Consider the following 16,120-nt stretch of genomic DNA (forward strand, 5'->3'; position numbering starts at 1 on the left):
AGCTTGCCAGATGCAGACTAAGCCAGATCTATGATGCTGCAGCCGTAAGCGGGGAGCCGCATGCGGTCTGCCTTCTGCTGCGCGTCGCCGAGCAGATCGGTACCCTTTGGAATATTCAGCACGTCTGCCGGCTCGCCCAACGTGTTGAGGATGAACAGCAGACGATGGTTCTTGCTCTCGCGGATGGTCGCTTCGACGCCGGCCGGCAAGTCGGCGATGAGTGGCACGACACCGGCGGGCGCCAGCACCTGATCCCCCAGCACCTCGACCAGAGCATCGCTGAGATACGTGCCGAGGTAGATCACATTGCCCTTGCCGACTTTGCGCGACGTCATCGCGGCTTGGCCCTCGGCGAAGCGGTTAGCCCAGCTACCGATAACCTCCGTGCCGGGCGCGACGTTAAGCAGTTCATAAAGATGCGCGGCTGTTACCTGCACATTCCCGATCTTGAGCTCGTATTGGCGGCTCGCTGACGTCGCCGGCAGCTTCTTGCGCACCGTGTTGGCGCCGAAGCGGCCGCCATGCTCGAACAGGCCTTCGCCGCCGATCGGCGTTAGCAACCCGAACTCCTCGACCGTGATCCCGGCCAGCGCCGAGAGCGTCTTGCCCGGCGAGGTGTCGCGGATGACGTGGTTGTTAACGTCGCGTGATCCGGTGCGGCCGCCCAGGATCACCGTTCCACCCGACCTAGCGAAGGCCTCAATCCGCGCCGTCCATGCATCGGTCCATTTCAGCCAATGTGGCACGTAAAGCGCCTTGAGCTTGCTGAGGTCATCCTCGGGATGGATGAAGCCGCAGGCGATGTTGTGGCGGTAGCAATAGCGGTGCAGCAGCGTCGCATCGTCCTGCGGGCTCGGCATGCCGATGGGGTAGGAGCGGTGCATTTCCTGGTTGTCGAAATCCGATCCGGCGATGCCCAGATCCATGCGTACATGCGTGCCGAGGATCTTGTCCTTGAGGGCCGTGACCTCACGTGCAAACTGCTTGGCCTCGTGGTAGCGCCGCCGCGGGATGTCGTCGTGATCGATGATGCCCATCCAATAGATCTCGGCGCCAAAATGCGCCGGCCGCCAGCGGAAGAACATCACGCCATCGGCGCCGCGCGCCACTGACGCATAGGCCATGCGGCGCATCTCGCCGGGTTCGGGCGTCAGCGTCGAGAAGTTCGGCTGCGCACCGAAGCCCGATTGCTGCTCGGGCACAATGAAGTTGCCGGTGAAGCCGCGGCAGATGTCGAGATGCAGCGCCTGCACCTCGCCGACGCCGCCGACCCGCTGCATCTCGTCATAGAGATGCGGGTAGATGTCAAAGGCGAGAAAGTCGAGATCGGCGGAAAACTCGCCCCGGAAGTCGATGTCGTCGAGCTTCCCCAAATTGTGGAAGACGAACCAGTCTGGATTGGTGGCGCGCAGGATCAGCACCTGATCGTGCTGGAACCGCGCGGTGACGAAGGCGAGGAAGCGGTGATAGTCGACCACATGGGTCGGCCCGACCGGGGCGGGAGCGTAGTCGAGGGGCAGCACCACCTGATCGAAATCGTCGTAGGCGGTGGCCCAGAAATGCCCACCCCACGCATCGTTGAGCGCGGCGATGGTCTTGTACTTATCTTTGAGGAAGGCCTGGAACTCGTCCAGCGTCACCGGACCGTAGGACAGCGATCCAGAGGTATTGAGCTCATTGTCCGTCTGCCAGCCGATGATGTGCGAATTGCCGCGATAATGCTCAGCCATCGCTTTGGTAATGCGCTTGGAATGCTCGCGGAACACGCCGCTCGCAAGATTGGCGTGCTGGCGCGAGCCATGGCTCATGGCGCGGCCATTGGCATCGACGCGCAACACTTCGGGATAATGCGCCGTCAGCCAGCGCGGCGGCGTCGCCGTTGGCGTGCACATGATGATCTTGAGACCAGCCTTGCCCAGCACGTCGATGGCGCGGTCGAACAAATCGAAGTCGAACGTCCCTTCACGCGGCTCGATAATGTGCCAGGCGAATTCTGCAAGTCGCACCGCGTTGAAGCCCGCTTCTGCCATGCGATCGGCGTCGCGCTGCCAATAGCTCTCATCGACATGCTCCGGGTAATGCGGAGTACCGACGAGGAAAGTGTCGGTCGCGATCGGCCGCCAGACAGAGAGCGGCGCGGATTTCGAAGCGGTCGTCATAGGCGCAAAACTCCAGGCGGATGGTCTATTTGATGGCGCCGGCGGTGAGGCCGCCCTGCCAGAACCGTTGCAAAAGCAAGAACACTATGATGACCGGGATAATGCTGACCAGCGCGCCGGTGATGATGATCGAGAACAGTACCTGTCCGCCGCCACCACCCTGCTGCGCGAGCTGATACCAGGTCGCAAGGCCCACCGTAATCGGCTGATACTGCGGGGAGCGCAGCACGATGAGTGGCAGGAAGTAATTGTTCCAGGTCCCGACGAAGGAGAGCAGCGCCACGGTCACCATGCCCGGCGCCACCAGCGGCAGCACGATGGCGCGGAAGATCACGAACTCGCCGGCGCCTTCGATACGCGCAGCGTCGAGCAGCTCGTTGTCGAGGCCCTGCTCCATATAGACGCGCATCAGGTAGACGCCGATAGGCGAGATCATCGAAGGCAGGATCACGCCGAGCGGATTGTCGCTCAGTCCCGAAAGCGCCAAGAGCAGGAAGGTCGGCACGACGAGGGCCGTCTGCGGGATCATCACAGCGCCCAGGACAAGCGCAAAAATCAGATTGCGACCGACGAATTTGAATTTGGCTAACGCGTAGCCTGCTGCGGTAGCCAAGATCGCGGCACCGAGCCCTGCGACGGTGGAATAGAGCAAGCTGTTGAACATCCAGCGCATGAAGACGCCGTTGTCGCGCGCCAGCAGATCGCGCAGATTCTGCCAAAGGTTGAACTCGGTGCCGAAACCGAAGCCGAACGTGGTGAACAGGTCCCCATTTGTCTTCGTTGCCGAGAGGACCAGATAGGCCAGCGGCATGAAGCTGTAGAGGAGGAACAGTGACAGTAGCAGCGTGAGCATGATCCGTGAGCGCCGCTGCTCGCTGCGCCGGCGCTTGGCGGCGATGAAAGTAGCGATGTCGGTGGTCGCAGTCATCATTGCTCCGGCCGACGGCGGTTGGTGATCAGGGTGAAGATGTAGGAGGCACTGGCGATCACGATACCAAGCACGAAGGAGACGGCGGCCGCATAGCCATACTGCTGGTTCGACGTCGCCAGTGAATAGGCATAGAGGTTTGGCGTATAGCTCGAATTGACGGTGTTTCTGGCAAGAAAGCGCATCAAATATGGCTCATTGAAGAGCTGTAGCGTGCCGTTGATCGAAAAGATGATGGTGAGCAGGATCGCCGGCCACAGCAGCGGCAGCTGGATAAGCCGCGCAAATTGCCAGGGCGAGGCGCCCTCGACCCGCGCGGCCTCGGCGAGGTCCGACGGGATCGCCTTCAGCGCGGCGTAGTAGATCACCATATTGTAGCCGACATATTCCCAGGTCACGATATTGGCCAATGAGAAGATCATCGCGCCCGGCGACAGGAAGTCCGGCGGCGGCAGGTTGAACGCCTTGGCCATCTGCGTGAACGGGCCGAAGGTGGGGCCGTAGAGATACCCCCAGATGATTGTCGCAATCACGCTCGGCACGGCGTAGGGGAGGAAGAAGCCGAGCCGGAACAGGCCCTTGGCATAGACCTGGCCACGATCGAGCACAATGGCGAACAACAGCGCCAGGCCCAGCATGATCGGCATCTGCACGGTACCGAACAGAACGAGGTTCCACACGCCGCCCCAGAATTTGGCGTCTCCCATGACCTTGATGTAGCTGGCTGCCCCCGCGAATTGCCGTCCGCCCACCAGCGTATCGCGGTAGAGGCTTATATAGAACGCATAAACCAGCGGCGCGATAATGAAGGCGATAAACAGCAGCAAGAAGGGCCCCAGGAATAGATATGGCGCGAGCTTTCGGAGCGTAGATCCGCCCGATCGCGCTGGGCGCGTCGCTGCGGCTGGCGAATTCGACAATACCATGGTACCCCGCCCGGGAAGATGAAGAGATCGGGCGCGCCGATCAAGCGCGCCCGGCCGTTGCCCGGGAGAAATCAGGCTACGGTGAAGCCTTGTTCCTTCGCGTAGGTGACCACGGCGTCCTGGATGCGGTCGAAAGCGTCCGACAGCGTACCCTTGCCGCCGATCGAGGCGCCGAATTCATCGGACATCGACTGGTACAAGAAGCTCTGGAAGGGGCTCCACTCAAAGGGCGTCACAGCGTTCGCCGATTTGGCGAACACTTCGTTCACCGCCTGGCCGCCGTAGAAATCCATTTTGTTGCCTGCCCATTCCGGGCTCGACAGCAGCGCGGAGGTACAGGGGAAGAAGAATTGCTTGGTGGTGTAGAGCTTTGTGGCTTCGGGATCCGTGCACAGCCAGATCGCGACTTCGGCGGCCTCGGGTAGATGCTGGGTCGCTTTCATCACGGCCAGTGATGAGCCACCCCAATTGCCGGTCGCGAACTTGCTCGTGTCCCACTGCGGCAGATCGGCGGCACGCCACTGGCCGGCGCTGGTCTTGGCGAACGAGGTCAGGAACACTGGACCCCAGCCCGCAGTGAGCCAGGTGGCATAGCGGCCCGTGTCGAGGCCGGAGTACCACTCATTGTTGAACCCCGGCTTGGTCTCGATGACACCCGCTGTAATAAGCTCCTGCCAATAGGCGGCGAAGTCCTTGGCAATCTTGTCGTTGATGTTGATCACGAGCTTGTCGCCATCGCGGCTGACGGGCTTCCAGCCCATCGGCCACAAAAGCGCAGTGACCCAGTCGCCTGAGCTGAACAGCGCGTCGGTGATGAAGACATTCGGATCGGCCGCATGGACCTTCTTGGCAGCATCGGCAAACTCGGCCCAGGTGGTAGGCGGCGTGATGCCATGCTTGTCGAAGATGTCCTTGCGATAAAGCATCGCCATTGGACCGGTATCCTGCGGCATGGCGTTGACCACATCGCCTTTGGCGACCTGCTTCCACGTGGCTTCGGGAAACGCAGCCTTATGGGCATTGGCGTACTGGCCCATGTCGGCGAAAGCGTCGAGCTGGCGGAAGCTCTCGAGATGCTGGTATTCGATTTGGACGACGTCGGGCAGGCCGCTGCCCGCCTGCAGGCCCGCACGGACCGCCTGATATTCGGGGTCGCCCTGGCCGGCATTCACGAGTTCGATCTTGATGCCCGGATGCGCGGCGTTGAACATATCCACCTGAAGCTGGAGATCCGGCACCCACGACCACAAAAGCACCTTGACGGGTTCGGCACCGCGAACTGCTGCTGGCAGGGCCGCTACCGCTGCGCTCGCACCGGCTACTTTCAAAAAGTCACGGCGTTGCATTGTCCGCCCAAGCGGACTGAAAATCTTCGTCATTGACGTCCTCCCACGAAAGATACGCTCCCACTCGTATTTTCTTTCAGTTAGAAACTTAATGAAAGTTTCAGTCGCTGTCAATCACGATCGATTGATCTTGAGTCGCCATCACCACGCTGTCGGACGGGTTGAGCGTCGTCGCATCGAGCACCAGGCGCACCGCTCCAAGCACGATGTCGCGGTGCCCCAGCGCGCCTATCACGAGGCGCGGCGGGTCGTACACATTGCCCTTGAGGCGATGCCGCAGGACATCGAGCACCAGATCGCCGCCGCCGACGATCCGACCCGCCAGTACGATGATTTCAGGGTTCAGGAAGGCGGCAACGCTGCCCACCGCCATCGTCGCATAGTCGAGCAGTTCGGTCACGATTGGCGCAATTTTGCCTGCCTGCCGTTCGGCGACTTCAGCCAGGTTGATCTTTCCCGCCGCATACTGCGTGTTGGCCTCTTCAAGCATCTTGGTCGCCTGTTCGGGGATGCCGAAAAAGCGCAGCGATTGCTTATCGCCGAGATGTTCGAACGGCCGGCCGGTGAGGAGGGGGTCATCGAGATACCAGCCGAGCTCGCCCGCCGCATGCGAGTGCCCGCCATAGAGCTTGCCGTCGATCACGACGCCCGCGCCGGCACCGGGCCCGATCGAGAGGCTCACGACGCTGTCGGCGCCGCGCCCGGCCCCGAATCCCCATTCGCCCAAGGCGGCGAGGTTGCGCCCGTTCTCGACGACGATGGGCATCTGAAAATGTTCGCTGAGCCGCGCCCGCAACGGCATGTCGCGCCAGCCCAGCCCGAGCGTCAGCACCACTTCGCCCTCCGGCTGCCTGACGATCGAGGGGAGGCCGACGCCGATGCCGCGAATGGACTGTCCGCGCGGGCGGGGACTGCCATCAACTCGCGGATCAGGCCGACCAGTTTATCGAAATTGCGTTCGCCATCATCGTCGGCCCTCTCATACATTTCGGTCTGCACGACGCCTTCGAGGTTGGCCACGGCGCCGTAGAACTCGCCCTTGCCGGCCTCGATACCGATGATCGCATGCGCCGCGCCGCGGAACTTTATGCGCGCTCGCGGCCGGCCCCGCGGCGTCTCGTCGAAGCCGTCATAGGCGACCAGATCCTCGGCGATCAGATCCTCGATCACGCGCATTACCGTGGGCAGGCTGATGTTGAGCCGCTCGGCGAGACTCGATGGGGAGATCACCCCTCGGTGCGAATCAAATCCACTGCTGCCGACCGGTTCAGGCGGCGCAAAAGGCTGGATGTCGTTGACTGTCGCTTCATAGGAGAGGCCAGTGTCTGCTAGGCCGGCGCACCGGCAACCGGCGTCGGCATAGACCAAAACCGAGCGCAAGTCCGTCTTTTTTGCTGCTGGGTCGTTTGGCCTCACGCCGCGCCGGGTGGCGCGCGCGATTGCGGCTGCGATCAATGATCGTCCGCCGCTCGGGGGCAGCCTCCTCAGCATCACTTCGTTGATCTTGCACGGATAGCGGAAAGGCCGGCAGCGCGGGCGGTTACGATAGTCCGCCATGCCACGCTGGCAGCGCACAGGCCCGCTGCCAGGACCACTACCTCAGCAACAGCTTCTCGCTTTGAAAGGATGCCGAGATTTGGCGCGTCGAATTGAGCGAGAGATCGACTTGGATCACGAGCCCGCCCCACAGCACATGGACGAGATCGAGACGGTCTCCGACCTGATCGACCTGCTTATCGCGGGATACGGTGGAAGTTGGCAAGGAAATCGGTCGTTCCAAGGGGTTCGGTCTCGATTTGCGGCGCGCGAGGGTCGGCGAAGCTGAACAAAGGATCGTCAATCCACTCGCTACCGACACATTCGCCCAGCGCGGCCCAAATTTTCGACCTTTCGAGCCTTCTGTCTGTTCAACAGCGATCTCCTGTTTCGGCTGAACATACAAAAGGCGAGCCTTGTCAGGGCATTCATCACCGCTCGTGGATGTGCACAACACCCGCCTTGTGTCGCCCCACCCTCGGTTGGCACCTCAAGGGGGTGAAGCCAAGCCCCGATCGTCTGTAACGGGGCCCGTCCGATTGATGCGACGCGGGATCTCGAGCCTACTGCTAACGTTCATGTGGTCGCTATCGAGCGACAGGAGGCGACCGGTTCATGCCGCTGGCGATCCCAGCTTGCGAAGGGTTCCGGCAGGTTTCGCCAGAGATCGGGCACGAAGACCGGGCTGTGGATCAGGCAGGCGTCCAGTTCGGCGCGGATCTTGGCTTCGCTCATCGGATCGGCACCTATAACGACGATCTTCTGCTGACGGCACTACAACATTAATGATATATAAACGGATCAATTTGCCAATAATGATCCGTTTATATCTCTTTTACGTTGACCGATCTTTGAATCTTTGAGATAGCTTGCCCTTGTCAACGGAGACGGTTGGGTAGCTGGGATGGCACGGTCTGAGTCAGAATCCTTGCTGGAAATCGGGCAGTTGCTGAAGGCTACGCGTAAAGGCCTGCAATTGACCCAGGAGCAGGTTGCCGACATGGCGGGTATATCGCGTCCCCGCTATCGTGAGATAGAGGCCGGAAGCAGTGCTGCGCGCACGACGACGCTGATCAATATCGCCCGCGCTCTCGGGCTTGAATTGATGCTTATACCGCAGGCGATGGTCCCGGCCGTCGATGCGCTGCTGCGTCCTCATGACGATGTCGACGATCTCCCGGCATTCATGGCGCGTCCAGACGGGGATGAGAATGTCTGAAGTTTCATCCGATCCGAGATCCTTTTCGTCGCTCGATGTGCTGCTGAACGATGTGAAGGTGGGAACGATCGTCAGGACGCCCGGCGATTTTAACGCTTTCAGTTTCGAGGACAGTTATCGCGCAACGGGCGGCTTGCCAGTGCTCAGTCTGTCTTTTCGCGCAGCCACTGGCGGCTTGCGTAAGGACCCGAAACCCGTCGCCAGAGCGTTGCCACCGTTTTTTGCCAATCTGCTCCCCGAAGACAAGCTGCGCGAGGCGATGGAAATACACCATGCGGGGAGTGTTCGCGCGGGAAACGATTTCGACCTGCTTGTCGCTCTCGGTTCGGATCTGCCAGGTGCCGTCCGCGTCGTGCCGAGTGACAGAACGGTTGTGCGTCTCGACAACCTGCCTGCTCCCAAGCAGAAGGCTCGGTTCTCGCTTGCCGGCGTCCAGATGAAGCTTTCGGTCATCAAGAATACGGGGAAGGGCGGTGGACTGACACTGCCGCTCGGCGACGACCAGGGATCCTACATCGCCAAGTTTCCATCGACCTCGTTTCCCGAGGTGTCGGAAAACGAATATGCCAATCTCGCATTGGCTGAAGCGATCGGGATGGAGGTGCCGGAACGCGAACTTGTGGAGCAATCGGAGTTCGAGGGTATACCAAAGGAATTCGAGACGCTGTCAGATGGAAAGGTCTTGCTCGTCAGACGCTTCGATCGCCGCGCAAACGGCGAGCGCATCCATATTGAGGATTTTGCGCAGGTATTCGGCGTCTATCCTTCGCGGAAATACGAAGGTGCCGCCTATCATGATGTTGCGGGGGCTTTGAACGTCGCTGTATCGTCGGCTGCCGCGCTTGTGTTCGTCCGCCGGCTGGCTCTCGCTGCCATCACCGGCAATGGCGACATGCACTTGAAGAACTGGTCACTGATCTATCGCGAGGCAGGTGGCAAGCCGCAACTGGCGCCTGTCTATGACGTGCTCTCGACAATCCCTTACATCCCCGCGGATGCCATGGCTCTGTCGCTGGCCGGCGAGCGGTCCTTCAAGGCGCTGAACGTGCAGCGGTGGAAAGCCTTCGCCAATCGTGCACGGCTGCCGGAAGCGGCCGTGCTTAAAGCGGTGGTCGATACAGTTGGACAGGTGAACGGATTTTGGTGGTCGCTGCCGGAACGAAAAGTCGTTTCGGCGAAGGTCCTCGAGCGTATCGATACGCATGTAAGGCTGATGACGCCGATACTTGGCACGTGCGCGGAGCGAAGCCCTTCGGCCGAGCGGTAGCCTCGCTGTCCTAACTCGTTCGCCAGTCCTCCTGGCGCGTCTTCACCCGTTGCCAGAGGGCATCTTCGACAATTCTAAGCGACGGCACCTCCTGCACGACATGGTGCTCGGCAGCATTCTCCCGTGAGACCCGGCGTTCTGTTGTGGGATTTTTGCGATAGGCGAGGCGGTTAAAGACGATCCGTCCGATATAGGCCTGATTGTTCAGAATGCCGCTGCCGCGATTTCGATGCCCGCGAATTGCGGTCCCCTGCCAAAGTCGGCCGCGAGGACCGGATACACCGCGTGCATTGAGTTCCTCAGCGATCCTGACAGGGCTCATGCCGTCGGCGTACTGCTCAAAGATCCAGACGATGGTTGCCGCCTCATCTGTATCGATCGAACGCAGGCCGCGCACCGGCTCCCCGCTATCGTCGAACTCACGTCGCACCCTGTAGCCGTAACAGATACCGCCTGGCACCCGGCCATGCTTGGCGACAGTCTTCATGCCTTCGCGCGTCCGGTAGCGAACCTGTTCGAGCACCTCCTGATTTAGAACCGCCCTTAGTCCCACTTCCATTGACGACACCGACGCGGCGCCGTGAACCGTCCACAACTCGACGTCATGAAACTGCAGTATCTTGAGAATGCGAGCGCTGTGCTCAAGGTCGCGAGAAAGGCGATCGAGGGTGAGGCAGAGAAAGACGTCATACGCGCCGATGTTTGACCTCGCCAAAGCGGCCTGGAGGCCGGGCCGCGTCTCAAATGACGAGCCGCTGACACCGGCATCGACGAAAGTGTCGGCCAAGTGCCAACCTTGTCGCAGGACGAATTCCTTTCCGAGATCGAGCTGGGTTTCGATCGAGGCGGGGTTTTGTTGATCTGTTGAATAACGCGCGTAAAGCACGACGCGCTTGGTGGCATGCATAATGACTGATCTCCCTGGTTTGAATCGCAGTCACCATGGTAGACATCGAGTATGGGATTCGGGGTTTTCATTCACCGCACAGATTCGATCTATGACGACAGCCCGGCTGAGCAGTATCAGTTTCCGCACCCCGTCGGTTCATATCCTTTCAAGGCGTGCCATTCGGATCGACTGCTTACAGTAGATGGTTCGGACGATTGGTCGTACGATTACGCCTGCGTATCCTGCGCGTACATTGGCGCGCCCTAATCGCCAAGGCCGATGAAGCCGACATGCAGACCCGCGCTCATTTCGCTTCTCCGACAATCTTGACGGCCATCTCCCAAAGCCGATCCGCATTGGTGCTATCAAGGGCATAGGCTGCCACGCCCTCAAACTTGCCTTCCGGCCGATGCGCCACCAGCGGGGCTTCCTGGCAGTTGTCGAAATAGCGACCGCTCACACCGTCAAGCAGTGGTGATGCCGCCAGAAGCACGGATGTCGAGGCGCCCTGTTCCGGCGTTTTGCGAAACGCTTCCGGAGTTCTCAATCCTCCGGTATGGCGCTGGAGATTGGTGGCGATAGCGCCCGGATTGAGTGCATTCGAGACAATGCCATCGGACGCCCAACGATTCCTGATGCCAACCGACAGCAGGATGCATGCGGTCTTCGACTGGCCATAGGCCAGCAGCGGATTGTAGGGGATGAAGTGGAAATGCGGGTCATCCCAGAACACCGGCGCAAACAGGCTGCCGGTTGAACTGACGGAGACGACGCGCGCACCTTCAGCCTCTGCCAAATGACGGTGCAGGCCAAGCGTCAGGGCGAAATGGCCGAGAAAGTTTGTGGCGAACTGCATTTCGTAACCCTGGGCGCTGCGCTGCAGGTCCGGCAGGGCCATGACCCCGGCATTGTTGACAAGGGCATGCAAGGGTTTGTGCCAGTTTCCGACAAACTCTCTGACCGAGGCTAGATCGGACACATCCAGCGGATGTACATCGATATTTTCGTTGCCTGTCTCGGTTCTGAGTTTCTGCGCCACCTCTTTGGCCGCATCCGGGCGGCGCGCAGCGATCGTGACCGAGGCGCCGGCCGCAGCGAGGCTTTTCACCGTTTCTATCCCAATGCCGCTCGCGCCGCCGGTGACGATCATCGTTTTGCCGGTCAAATCGACACCGGACAGCACCTCGGAGGCAGTTGAGGAAAATCCAAAAGGCAGGTGTTGAGACATTGTTTTGACCCTTGATTGTGTTTGGTTGCAATGGAGATAGCATTCCGCCATTGTCCTAGGTAGATGGACACAAATGAACAGCATGCTGAGGTTTTTCGAACAGCGAGCGCCCTGTCGCCGGCTGAACTGACGGCCTTCGTCGCTGTGGCCCAGTTTGGCGGATTTCGGGCCGCCGCGCGCAGGAGCAATCTGAGCCCCTCAGCCCTCAGCCACAGCGTCGCCAATCTCGAGACGCGTCTGAACGTCCAGCTTTTCCACCGCTCTACGCGCAATGTCTCGCTGACGGATGCGGGGCAGCGGTTCTTTGCGCGGCTCGGCCCCGCGCTGGACGAGATCGCCAAGGCAACCGAAGAACTCGGCGATTTCAACACCACCCCGTCTGGGAAGATACGGATCAATGCCGATGCTACGGCCGCCGAACAGGTTCTGAGGCCGCTGCTACTGAAATTCATGGCCGCATTTCCTGACGTGCATGTCGAGATCGTCAGCGAGAGGCGGCTCGTCGATATAGCCGAGCATGGATTTGACTGCGGTATCCGATCCAGTGAAATTGTGTCGGAAGACATGATCGCTGTGCCGATCGGTGCGATGCAGCAGCATGTGGTTGTCGCTGCACCTTCCTATCTCGACGGTCTTCCGGCATTGCGCTCTCCCGCCGTTCTGAGCGAGCACCGCTGCATTCAACTCCGCATGCCGAATGGCAGATTGTACCGCTGGGAATTCGAGCATCGGGGAGAAGCCATTGTCGTCGAGACCAAGGGCGGCCTTGTCCTTGATAACTCCCGCCTCATCCTCGCCGCTGCGATGGACGGCTACGGATTCGGTTATTTGACCAGATGGATGGTCGGGCCCGCGATCGATGCAGGCCTGCTGGTCCAGGTCCTGCAGGAATGGACACCACCCTATCCCGGACTGTGCCTCTATTATCCGCGCCATCGTCACCTCAGCGCGTCGATGCGCGCCTTCGTGGCATACCTTCGAGATCAGGCGTAGCAATATCGCACCCGCGTGTGACACGGGGGACCGGCCAGGGATTGGCCGGTGTGTGGGACTATTGCGTCAAGTGGAATGATGAACTGCGAAGTCTGATCGTTCTCAACGATAAACATCTGGCTCACCTTCGGAATGCGGATTGGGAATGAACCCGTCCAACGGTTTCGCAGGAGCACACAATGAAACTTTATCATCATCCGCTTTCGGGTCATGCGCATCGGGCTTGCCTGATGGTCTCGCTTCTCGGCCTGCCGCATGAACTGGTCGAGGTCGACCTGAAATCCGGCGCGCACAAGCAACCAGACTTCCTGAAACTGAACCCGTTCGGCCAGGTGCCCGTGCTGGAAGACGACGGCGTCGTTGTCACCGATAGCAACGCCATTCTCGTCTACCTTGCCAAGAAGGCGGACCGTGCCGATTGGCTCCCTGAAGACGCCGCAGGCGCTGCCGCCATCCAGCGCTGGCTTTCGGTTGCGGCCGGCGAGGTCGCCTATGGTCCAGCCGCGGCACGTCTGATCACGGTTTTCGGTGCCAAGTTCAATCCTGAAGAAGTCATCGGCCGTGCCCACATATTGCTGGGTCGGCTCGAAAGCCACCTCATCGATCGCAACTGGCTTGTCGGCAACGGTCCGACGATCGCGGATGTGGCGATTTACAGCTATGTCGCCCGGGCGCCGGAGGGCAATGTCGATCTCTCCACCTATCCGGCGGTGGGTGCATTTCTCCGCCGCATCGAAGCCCTGCCTGGATTTGTTCTCTTCGTCCAAACACCCGCCGGCCTTGCCGCCTGACGTCCAGAGACGGGCGTGCGGTTGCGCACGCCCGATCTTCTCGAGGGAGATGAGACATGAGCGAAACCCAGAAAACCATACCGGTTTGGCACGAAGGCGAAATCTATCTTCAAGAAAAGGTCGGCGTCGTGGACCGCATGGCGGCGGTCGGCCAGCGTGTGATCCGCGACTTCATGCCCGATCAACACCGCGATTTTTATGCGCAGTTGCCATACATCGTTCTGGGCAGTGTGGACGACAGAGGCGATGCCTGGGCCACCTTCATCGAAGGTCGGTCCGGCTTCATGTCTTCTCCTTCCCCAACCGCGCTCAACATCGCGGCTGAAAGCGATGCCAGCGACCCTGCAAACGAGGGGTTGGCCGACGGCCGGCCTGTCGGTCTTCTTGGAATGGAGATGCACACAAGGCGCCGTAATCGCATGAACGGGGTCGTCTCCCATATCCCGGGTGGCTTTCGCGTCGATGTCGACCAGAGCTTTGGGAATTGTCCGCGCTACATTCAGTTGCGTGACTTTGCGTTCGTTCGCAATCCGGGCAAGCCGTTTGCGGGGACCGTCGAGGATCTGCCCGCGCTCGACGATGCGGCACGTTCGATGATCGCGGCGGCAGATACCTTCTTCGTGGCATCCTATGCACACCGGAAGGACCGTCGCCAGGTCGATGTGTCGCATCGTGGCGGCAAGGCGGGTTTTGTTCGCATGGGTGAAGACGGGACGCTGACCATTCCCGATTTCGATGGCAATCTCTTCTTCAATACGCTTGGCAACATCGTCCTAAACGGCAAGGTCGGGCTTGTTTTCATCGACTACAGCAACGGTGACATGCTGCAGATGACCGGCGATGCCGAAGTCATTCTGGATTCAGCCGAGATCGCCGCCTTCCAGGGGGCCGACCGGCTTTGGACATTCAAGGCCCGCAAGATCGTCCGTCGTCGCAATGCGTTGGCGCTGCGCTGGGTCTTTCGGGAAGGCGGTTGGTCTGAAAGTTCACTGATGACCGGCGACTGGGCGCAGGCAGCCGACCGGCTGCATGCCGCTACGCTCGCCACTCAGTGGCGCGTTCTTTCGGTGACGAAGATCGTCGAGGAGAGTGCGTCGATCCGTTCGCTTCATCTAAACCCCAGCGATGGTGCAGGTTTGTTGCCGCACAGTGCCGGCCAGCATCTGCCGATCCGAGTCAGCATTCCAGGCGCTGACAAGCCGGTGATCCGGACCTACACGCTGTCGGCGGCTCCCTCCGACGGAATTTACCGGATCAGTGTCAAGCGCGACGGCGCTGTGTCGCGGTACCTCCACGATCATATCCGCGTCGGCGACACGATCGAGGCAAGGGCGCCAGCGGGCGATTTTACCATCGAAGAGAACACCACCCGCCCGGCGGTATTGCTTGCCGGCGGAGTCGGGATCACGCCGTTGCTCGCCATGCTGCGCCATGTCGTTTACGAAGGTCTCCGCAAGCAGCGCATCCGGCCGATCATCCTTTTTCATGCCGCGCGCTCGAAGACAGAGCGGCCGTTCGACCGGGAAATCGCCGAGCTCGTCATTGCAGGCCAGGGTGCCGTCAGGCTGATCCGGGTCCTGAGCGACACCGACGGTGCCAGAGAAGGAATCGACTACGATGCGACCGGCCGTATCGATATGGAACTGCTCTCGCGTCACCTGCCGTTCGGCGATTTTGACTTCTACGTCTGCGGGCCGCCGCAGTTTACCCAGTCTCTCTATGACGGGTTGCGGGGCTACAACATCGCAGACAGCCGCATCCATGCTGAAGCCTTCGGTCCGTCATCCCTGACGCGAACGCTCGACGCCGGCGTGACCGCGCCGGTGCGCCCGCCGCCGTCGACAAAACCCGTGCCGGTCGCGTTCATGGCATCGCTGAAGGAGGCGCGCTGGACGCCTGGAGCCGGCACCCTGCTGGAGCTGGCGGAAGCGCGCGGCCTAGCGCCGGAGTTCAGCTGCCGGGAAGGCGCATGCGGCACCTGCCGTACCAAGCTCACCAAGGGTACCGTAACCTACATAAAAGAACCAACAGCCACGATCGGCGAAGGTGAAGTCCTGCTGTGCTGCGCTGTTCCGGCTGAACAGGATAAGAATCAGGAAAACCGGATCCAGATTGAACTCTGATGCGCTTGATCGATGCGTCTGACACAACAGTCTCTTCCTTGTTTTCGACGTTCACCAACAATCCAAACCTGCGCATCTTCATCAAGACGAAAGGGGCTGCCTTTCGCAATCACATCAAGGAGATAGACATGTCACGTATTCCAACGCCTGCCACGATCGCCGATGCACCGGAAGCATCCCGCCCCGTGCTCGAAGCGATCTAGAAGCAGATCGGCTCCGTCCCGAATATCTTTCGCCTGGTATCGAACAGCCCCGTGCCTTGAACGGCCTGACAGCGCTGCAAGGCGCTCTTGGCAAGGGCAAGCTTGCACCGGCCACCCGCGAGCGGATCGCGCTGACTATGGCCGAAGCCAATGGCTGCGACTACTGCCTGTCGGCACACACCTATACGGGCACGAAGTTCGCCAAGCTGAATGAAACCGAGATAGACGCTAATCGCCGGGGTACGTCGAACGATCCGAAGGCCGCCGCTGCTGTCGAGTTTGCCCGCGCCCTCGTTGCCGCGCGCGGCTCGGTAACTTCAGGCGAAGTCGAAAAGGTTCGCGTAGCCGGCTACAGCGATGCGGAAGTTCTGGAAATCATCGCACATGTCGCGCTGAACACTTTCACCAACTACGTCAACGAGGCCCTGGACGCCGAGATCGATTTCCCTCGCATCGATCGCCTGGCTGCATGAACAACCGACGGGTGGGCTGGTCAAGCCGGCCCCCTTCCA

General features: G+C 60.5%; 14 protein-coding genes and 2 pseudogenes. 6 read left to right on the top strand and 10 right to left on the bottom strand.

Going from position 1 to position 16,120, the window contains the following annotated elements; all coding sequences use genetic code 11:
• Positions 1-17: 17 nt before the first annotated feature.
• The 8 genes and pseudogenes from P6U16_RS21815 to P6U16_RS21850 form a co-directional block, all read right to left on the bottom strand.
• On the bottom strand, positions 18-2,159 hold the full coding sequence (locus tag P6U16_RS21815) for a beta-galactosidase (RefSeq protein ID WP_277704462.1): 2,142 nt from the start codon (positions 2,157-2,159) through the stop codon (positions 18-20).
• Between the two features lie 25 nt (positions 2,160-2,184).
• Positions 2,185-3,090: a carbohydrate ABC transporter permease gene (locus P6U16_RS21820; protein WP_277704463.1), complete on the bottom strand. Its 906-nt coding sequence runs from the start codon at positions 3,088-3,090 to the stop codon at positions 2,185-2,187.
• Positions 3,087-3,914 (bottom strand): sugar ABC transporter permease, encoded by an 828-nt coding sequence (locus tag P6U16_RS21825; RefSeq protein ID WP_277704464.1) that lies wholly within the window; start codon positions 3,912-3,914, stop codon positions 3,087-3,089. Before P6U16_RS21825 ends, P6U16_RS21820 begins: the two co-directional genes overlap by 4 nt.
• A 170-nt stretch (positions 3,915-4,084) precedes the next feature.
• Positions 4,085-5,473, bottom strand: coding sequence for an extracellular solute-binding protein (locus P6U16_RS21830; RefSeq protein ID WP_277704465.1), 1,389 nt, complete (start codon positions 5,471-5,473; stop codon positions 4,085-4,087).
• A complete protein-coding gene (locus tag P6U16_RS21835) occupies positions 5,460-6,194 on the bottom strand; it encodes an ROK family protein (RefSeq protein ID WP_349017728.1) in 735 nt (244 codons plus the stop codon). Before P6U16_RS21835 ends, P6U16_RS21830 begins: the two co-directional genes overlap by 14 nt.
• A complete protein-coding gene (locus P6U16_RS21840; RefSeq protein ID WP_277704466.1) occupies positions 6,185-6,727 on the bottom strand; it encodes a winged helix-turn-helix domain-containing protein in 543 nt (180 codons plus the stop codon). The genes P6U16_RS21835 and P6U16_RS21840 overlap by 10 nt, the downstream gene beginning before the upstream one ends.
• Positions 6,728-6,953: 226 nt before the next feature.
• Positions 6,954-7,121, bottom strand: coding sequence for a hypothetical protein (locus P6U16_RS21845; protein ID WP_277704467.1), 168 nt, complete (start codon positions 7,119-7,121; stop codon positions 6,954-6,956).
• A 350-nt stretch (positions 7,122-7,471) separates the two neighbouring features.
• A pseudogene (locus P6U16_RS21850) lies at positions 7,472-7,666 on the bottom strand (hypothetical protein); the annotation flags it as partial.
• A 133-nt stretch (positions 7,667-7,799) separates the two neighbouring features.
• On the opposite strand from P6U16_RS21850, the gene P6U16_RS21855 reads away from it, so the two are divergent.
• Positions 7,800-8,114 (top strand): helix-turn-helix domain-containing protein, encoded by a 315-nt coding sequence (locus P6U16_RS21855; RefSeq protein WP_277704468.1) that lies wholly within the window; start codon positions 7,800-7,802, stop codon positions 8,112-8,114.
• Positions 8,107-9,381, top strand: coding sequence for a HipA domain-containing protein (locus tag P6U16_RS21860; RefSeq protein ID WP_277704469.1), 1,275 nt, complete (start codon positions 8,107-8,109; stop codon positions 9,379-9,381). The genes P6U16_RS21855 and P6U16_RS21860 overlap by 8 nt, the downstream gene beginning before the upstream one ends.
• 10 nt (positions 9,382-9,391) lie before the next feature.
• Here P6U16_RS21860 and P6U16_RS21865 read toward each other — a convergent pair whose 3' ends face one another.
• Both P6U16_RS21865 and P6U16_RS21870 read right to left on the bottom strand, forming a co-directional pair.
• The gene (locus P6U16_RS21865) at positions 9,392-10,288 is read right to left on the bottom strand and encodes a recombinase family protein (protein ID WP_277704470.1); all 897 of its coding nucleotides are present in this window, start codon (positions 10,286-10,288) and stop codon (positions 9,392-9,394) included.
• A gap of 286 nt (positions 10,289-10,574) precedes the next feature.
• Positions 10,575-11,498, bottom strand: a complete 924-nt coding sequence (locus tag P6U16_RS21870; protein WP_277704471.1) for an SDR family NAD(P)-dependent oxidoreductase — start codon at positions 11,496-11,498, stop codon at positions 10,575-10,577.
• Positions 11,499-11,561: 63 nt separating this feature from the next.
• On the opposite strand from P6U16_RS21870, the gene P6U16_RS21875 reads away from it, so the two are divergent.
• The 4 genes and pseudogenes from P6U16_RS21875 (at position 11,562) to P6U16_RS21890 (ending at position 16,081) form a co-directional block, all read left to right on the top strand.
• Positions 11,562-12,491, top strand: a complete 930-nt coding sequence (locus P6U16_RS21875) for a LysR family transcriptional regulator (RefSeq protein ID WP_277704472.1) — start codon at positions 11,562-11,564, stop codon at positions 12,489-12,491.
• A 179-nt stretch (positions 12,492-12,670) separates the two neighbouring features.
• Complete coding sequence (locus tag P6U16_RS21880) at positions 12,671-13,282, top strand: glutathione S-transferase (RefSeq protein WP_277704473.1); 612 nt, start codon at positions 12,671-12,673, stop codon at positions 13,280-13,282.
• Between the two features lie 56 nt (positions 13,283-13,338).
• Positions 13,339-15,405: a pyridoxamine 5'-phosphate oxidase family protein gene (locus P6U16_RS21885; RefSeq protein ID WP_277704474.1), complete on the top strand. Its 2,067-nt coding sequence runs from the start codon at positions 13,339-13,341 to the stop codon at positions 15,403-15,405.
• Between the two features lie 128 nt (positions 15,406-15,533).
• A pseudogene (locus P6U16_RS21890) lies at positions 15,534-16,081 on the top strand (peroxidase-related enzyme).
• Positions 16,082-16,120: the final 39 nt, after the last annotated feature.

This window comes from Rhizobium sp. 32-5/1 (assembly GCF_029537235.1).
GTDB lineage: Bacteria > Pseudomonadota > Alphaproteobacteria > Rhizobiales > Rhizobiaceae > Pararhizobium.

Coding starts and splice junctions, on each gene's coding strand:
- P6U16_RS21860 (WP_277704469.1), top strand. CDS start 8,107: ATGTCTGAAGTTTCATCCGATCCGAGATCCTTTTCGTCGCTCGATGTG.
- P6U16_RS21875 (WP_277704472.1), top strand. CDS start 11,562: ATGGACACAAATGAACAGCATGCTGAGGTTTTTCGAACAGCGAGCGCC.
- P6U16_RS21885 (WP_277704474.1), top strand. CDS start 13,339: ATGAGCGAAACCCAGAAAACCATACCGGTTTGGCACGAAGGCGAAATC.
- P6U16_RS21820 (WP_277704463.1), bottom strand. CDS start 3,090: ATGATGACTGCGACCACCGACATCGCTACTTTCATCGCCGCCAAGCGC.
- P6U16_RS21865 (WP_277704470.1), bottom strand. CDS start 10,288: ATGCATGCCACCAAGCGCGTCGTGCTTTACGCGCGTTATTCAACAGAT.
- P6U16_RS21880 (WP_277704473.1), top strand. CDS start 12,671: ATGAAACTTTATCATCATCCGCTTTCGGGTCATGCGCATCGGGCTTGC.
- P6U16_RS21870 (WP_277704471.1), bottom strand. CDS start 11,498: ATGTCTCAACACCTGCCTTTTGGATTTTCCTCAACTGCCTCCGAGGTG.
- P6U16_RS21855 (WP_277704468.1), top strand. CDS start 7,800: ATGGCACGGTCTGAGTCAGAATCCTTGCTGGAAATCGGGCAGTTGCTG.
- P6U16_RS21815 (WP_277704462.1), bottom strand. CDS start 2,159: ATGACGACCGCTTCGAAATCCGCGCCGCTCTCTGTCTGGCGGCCGATC.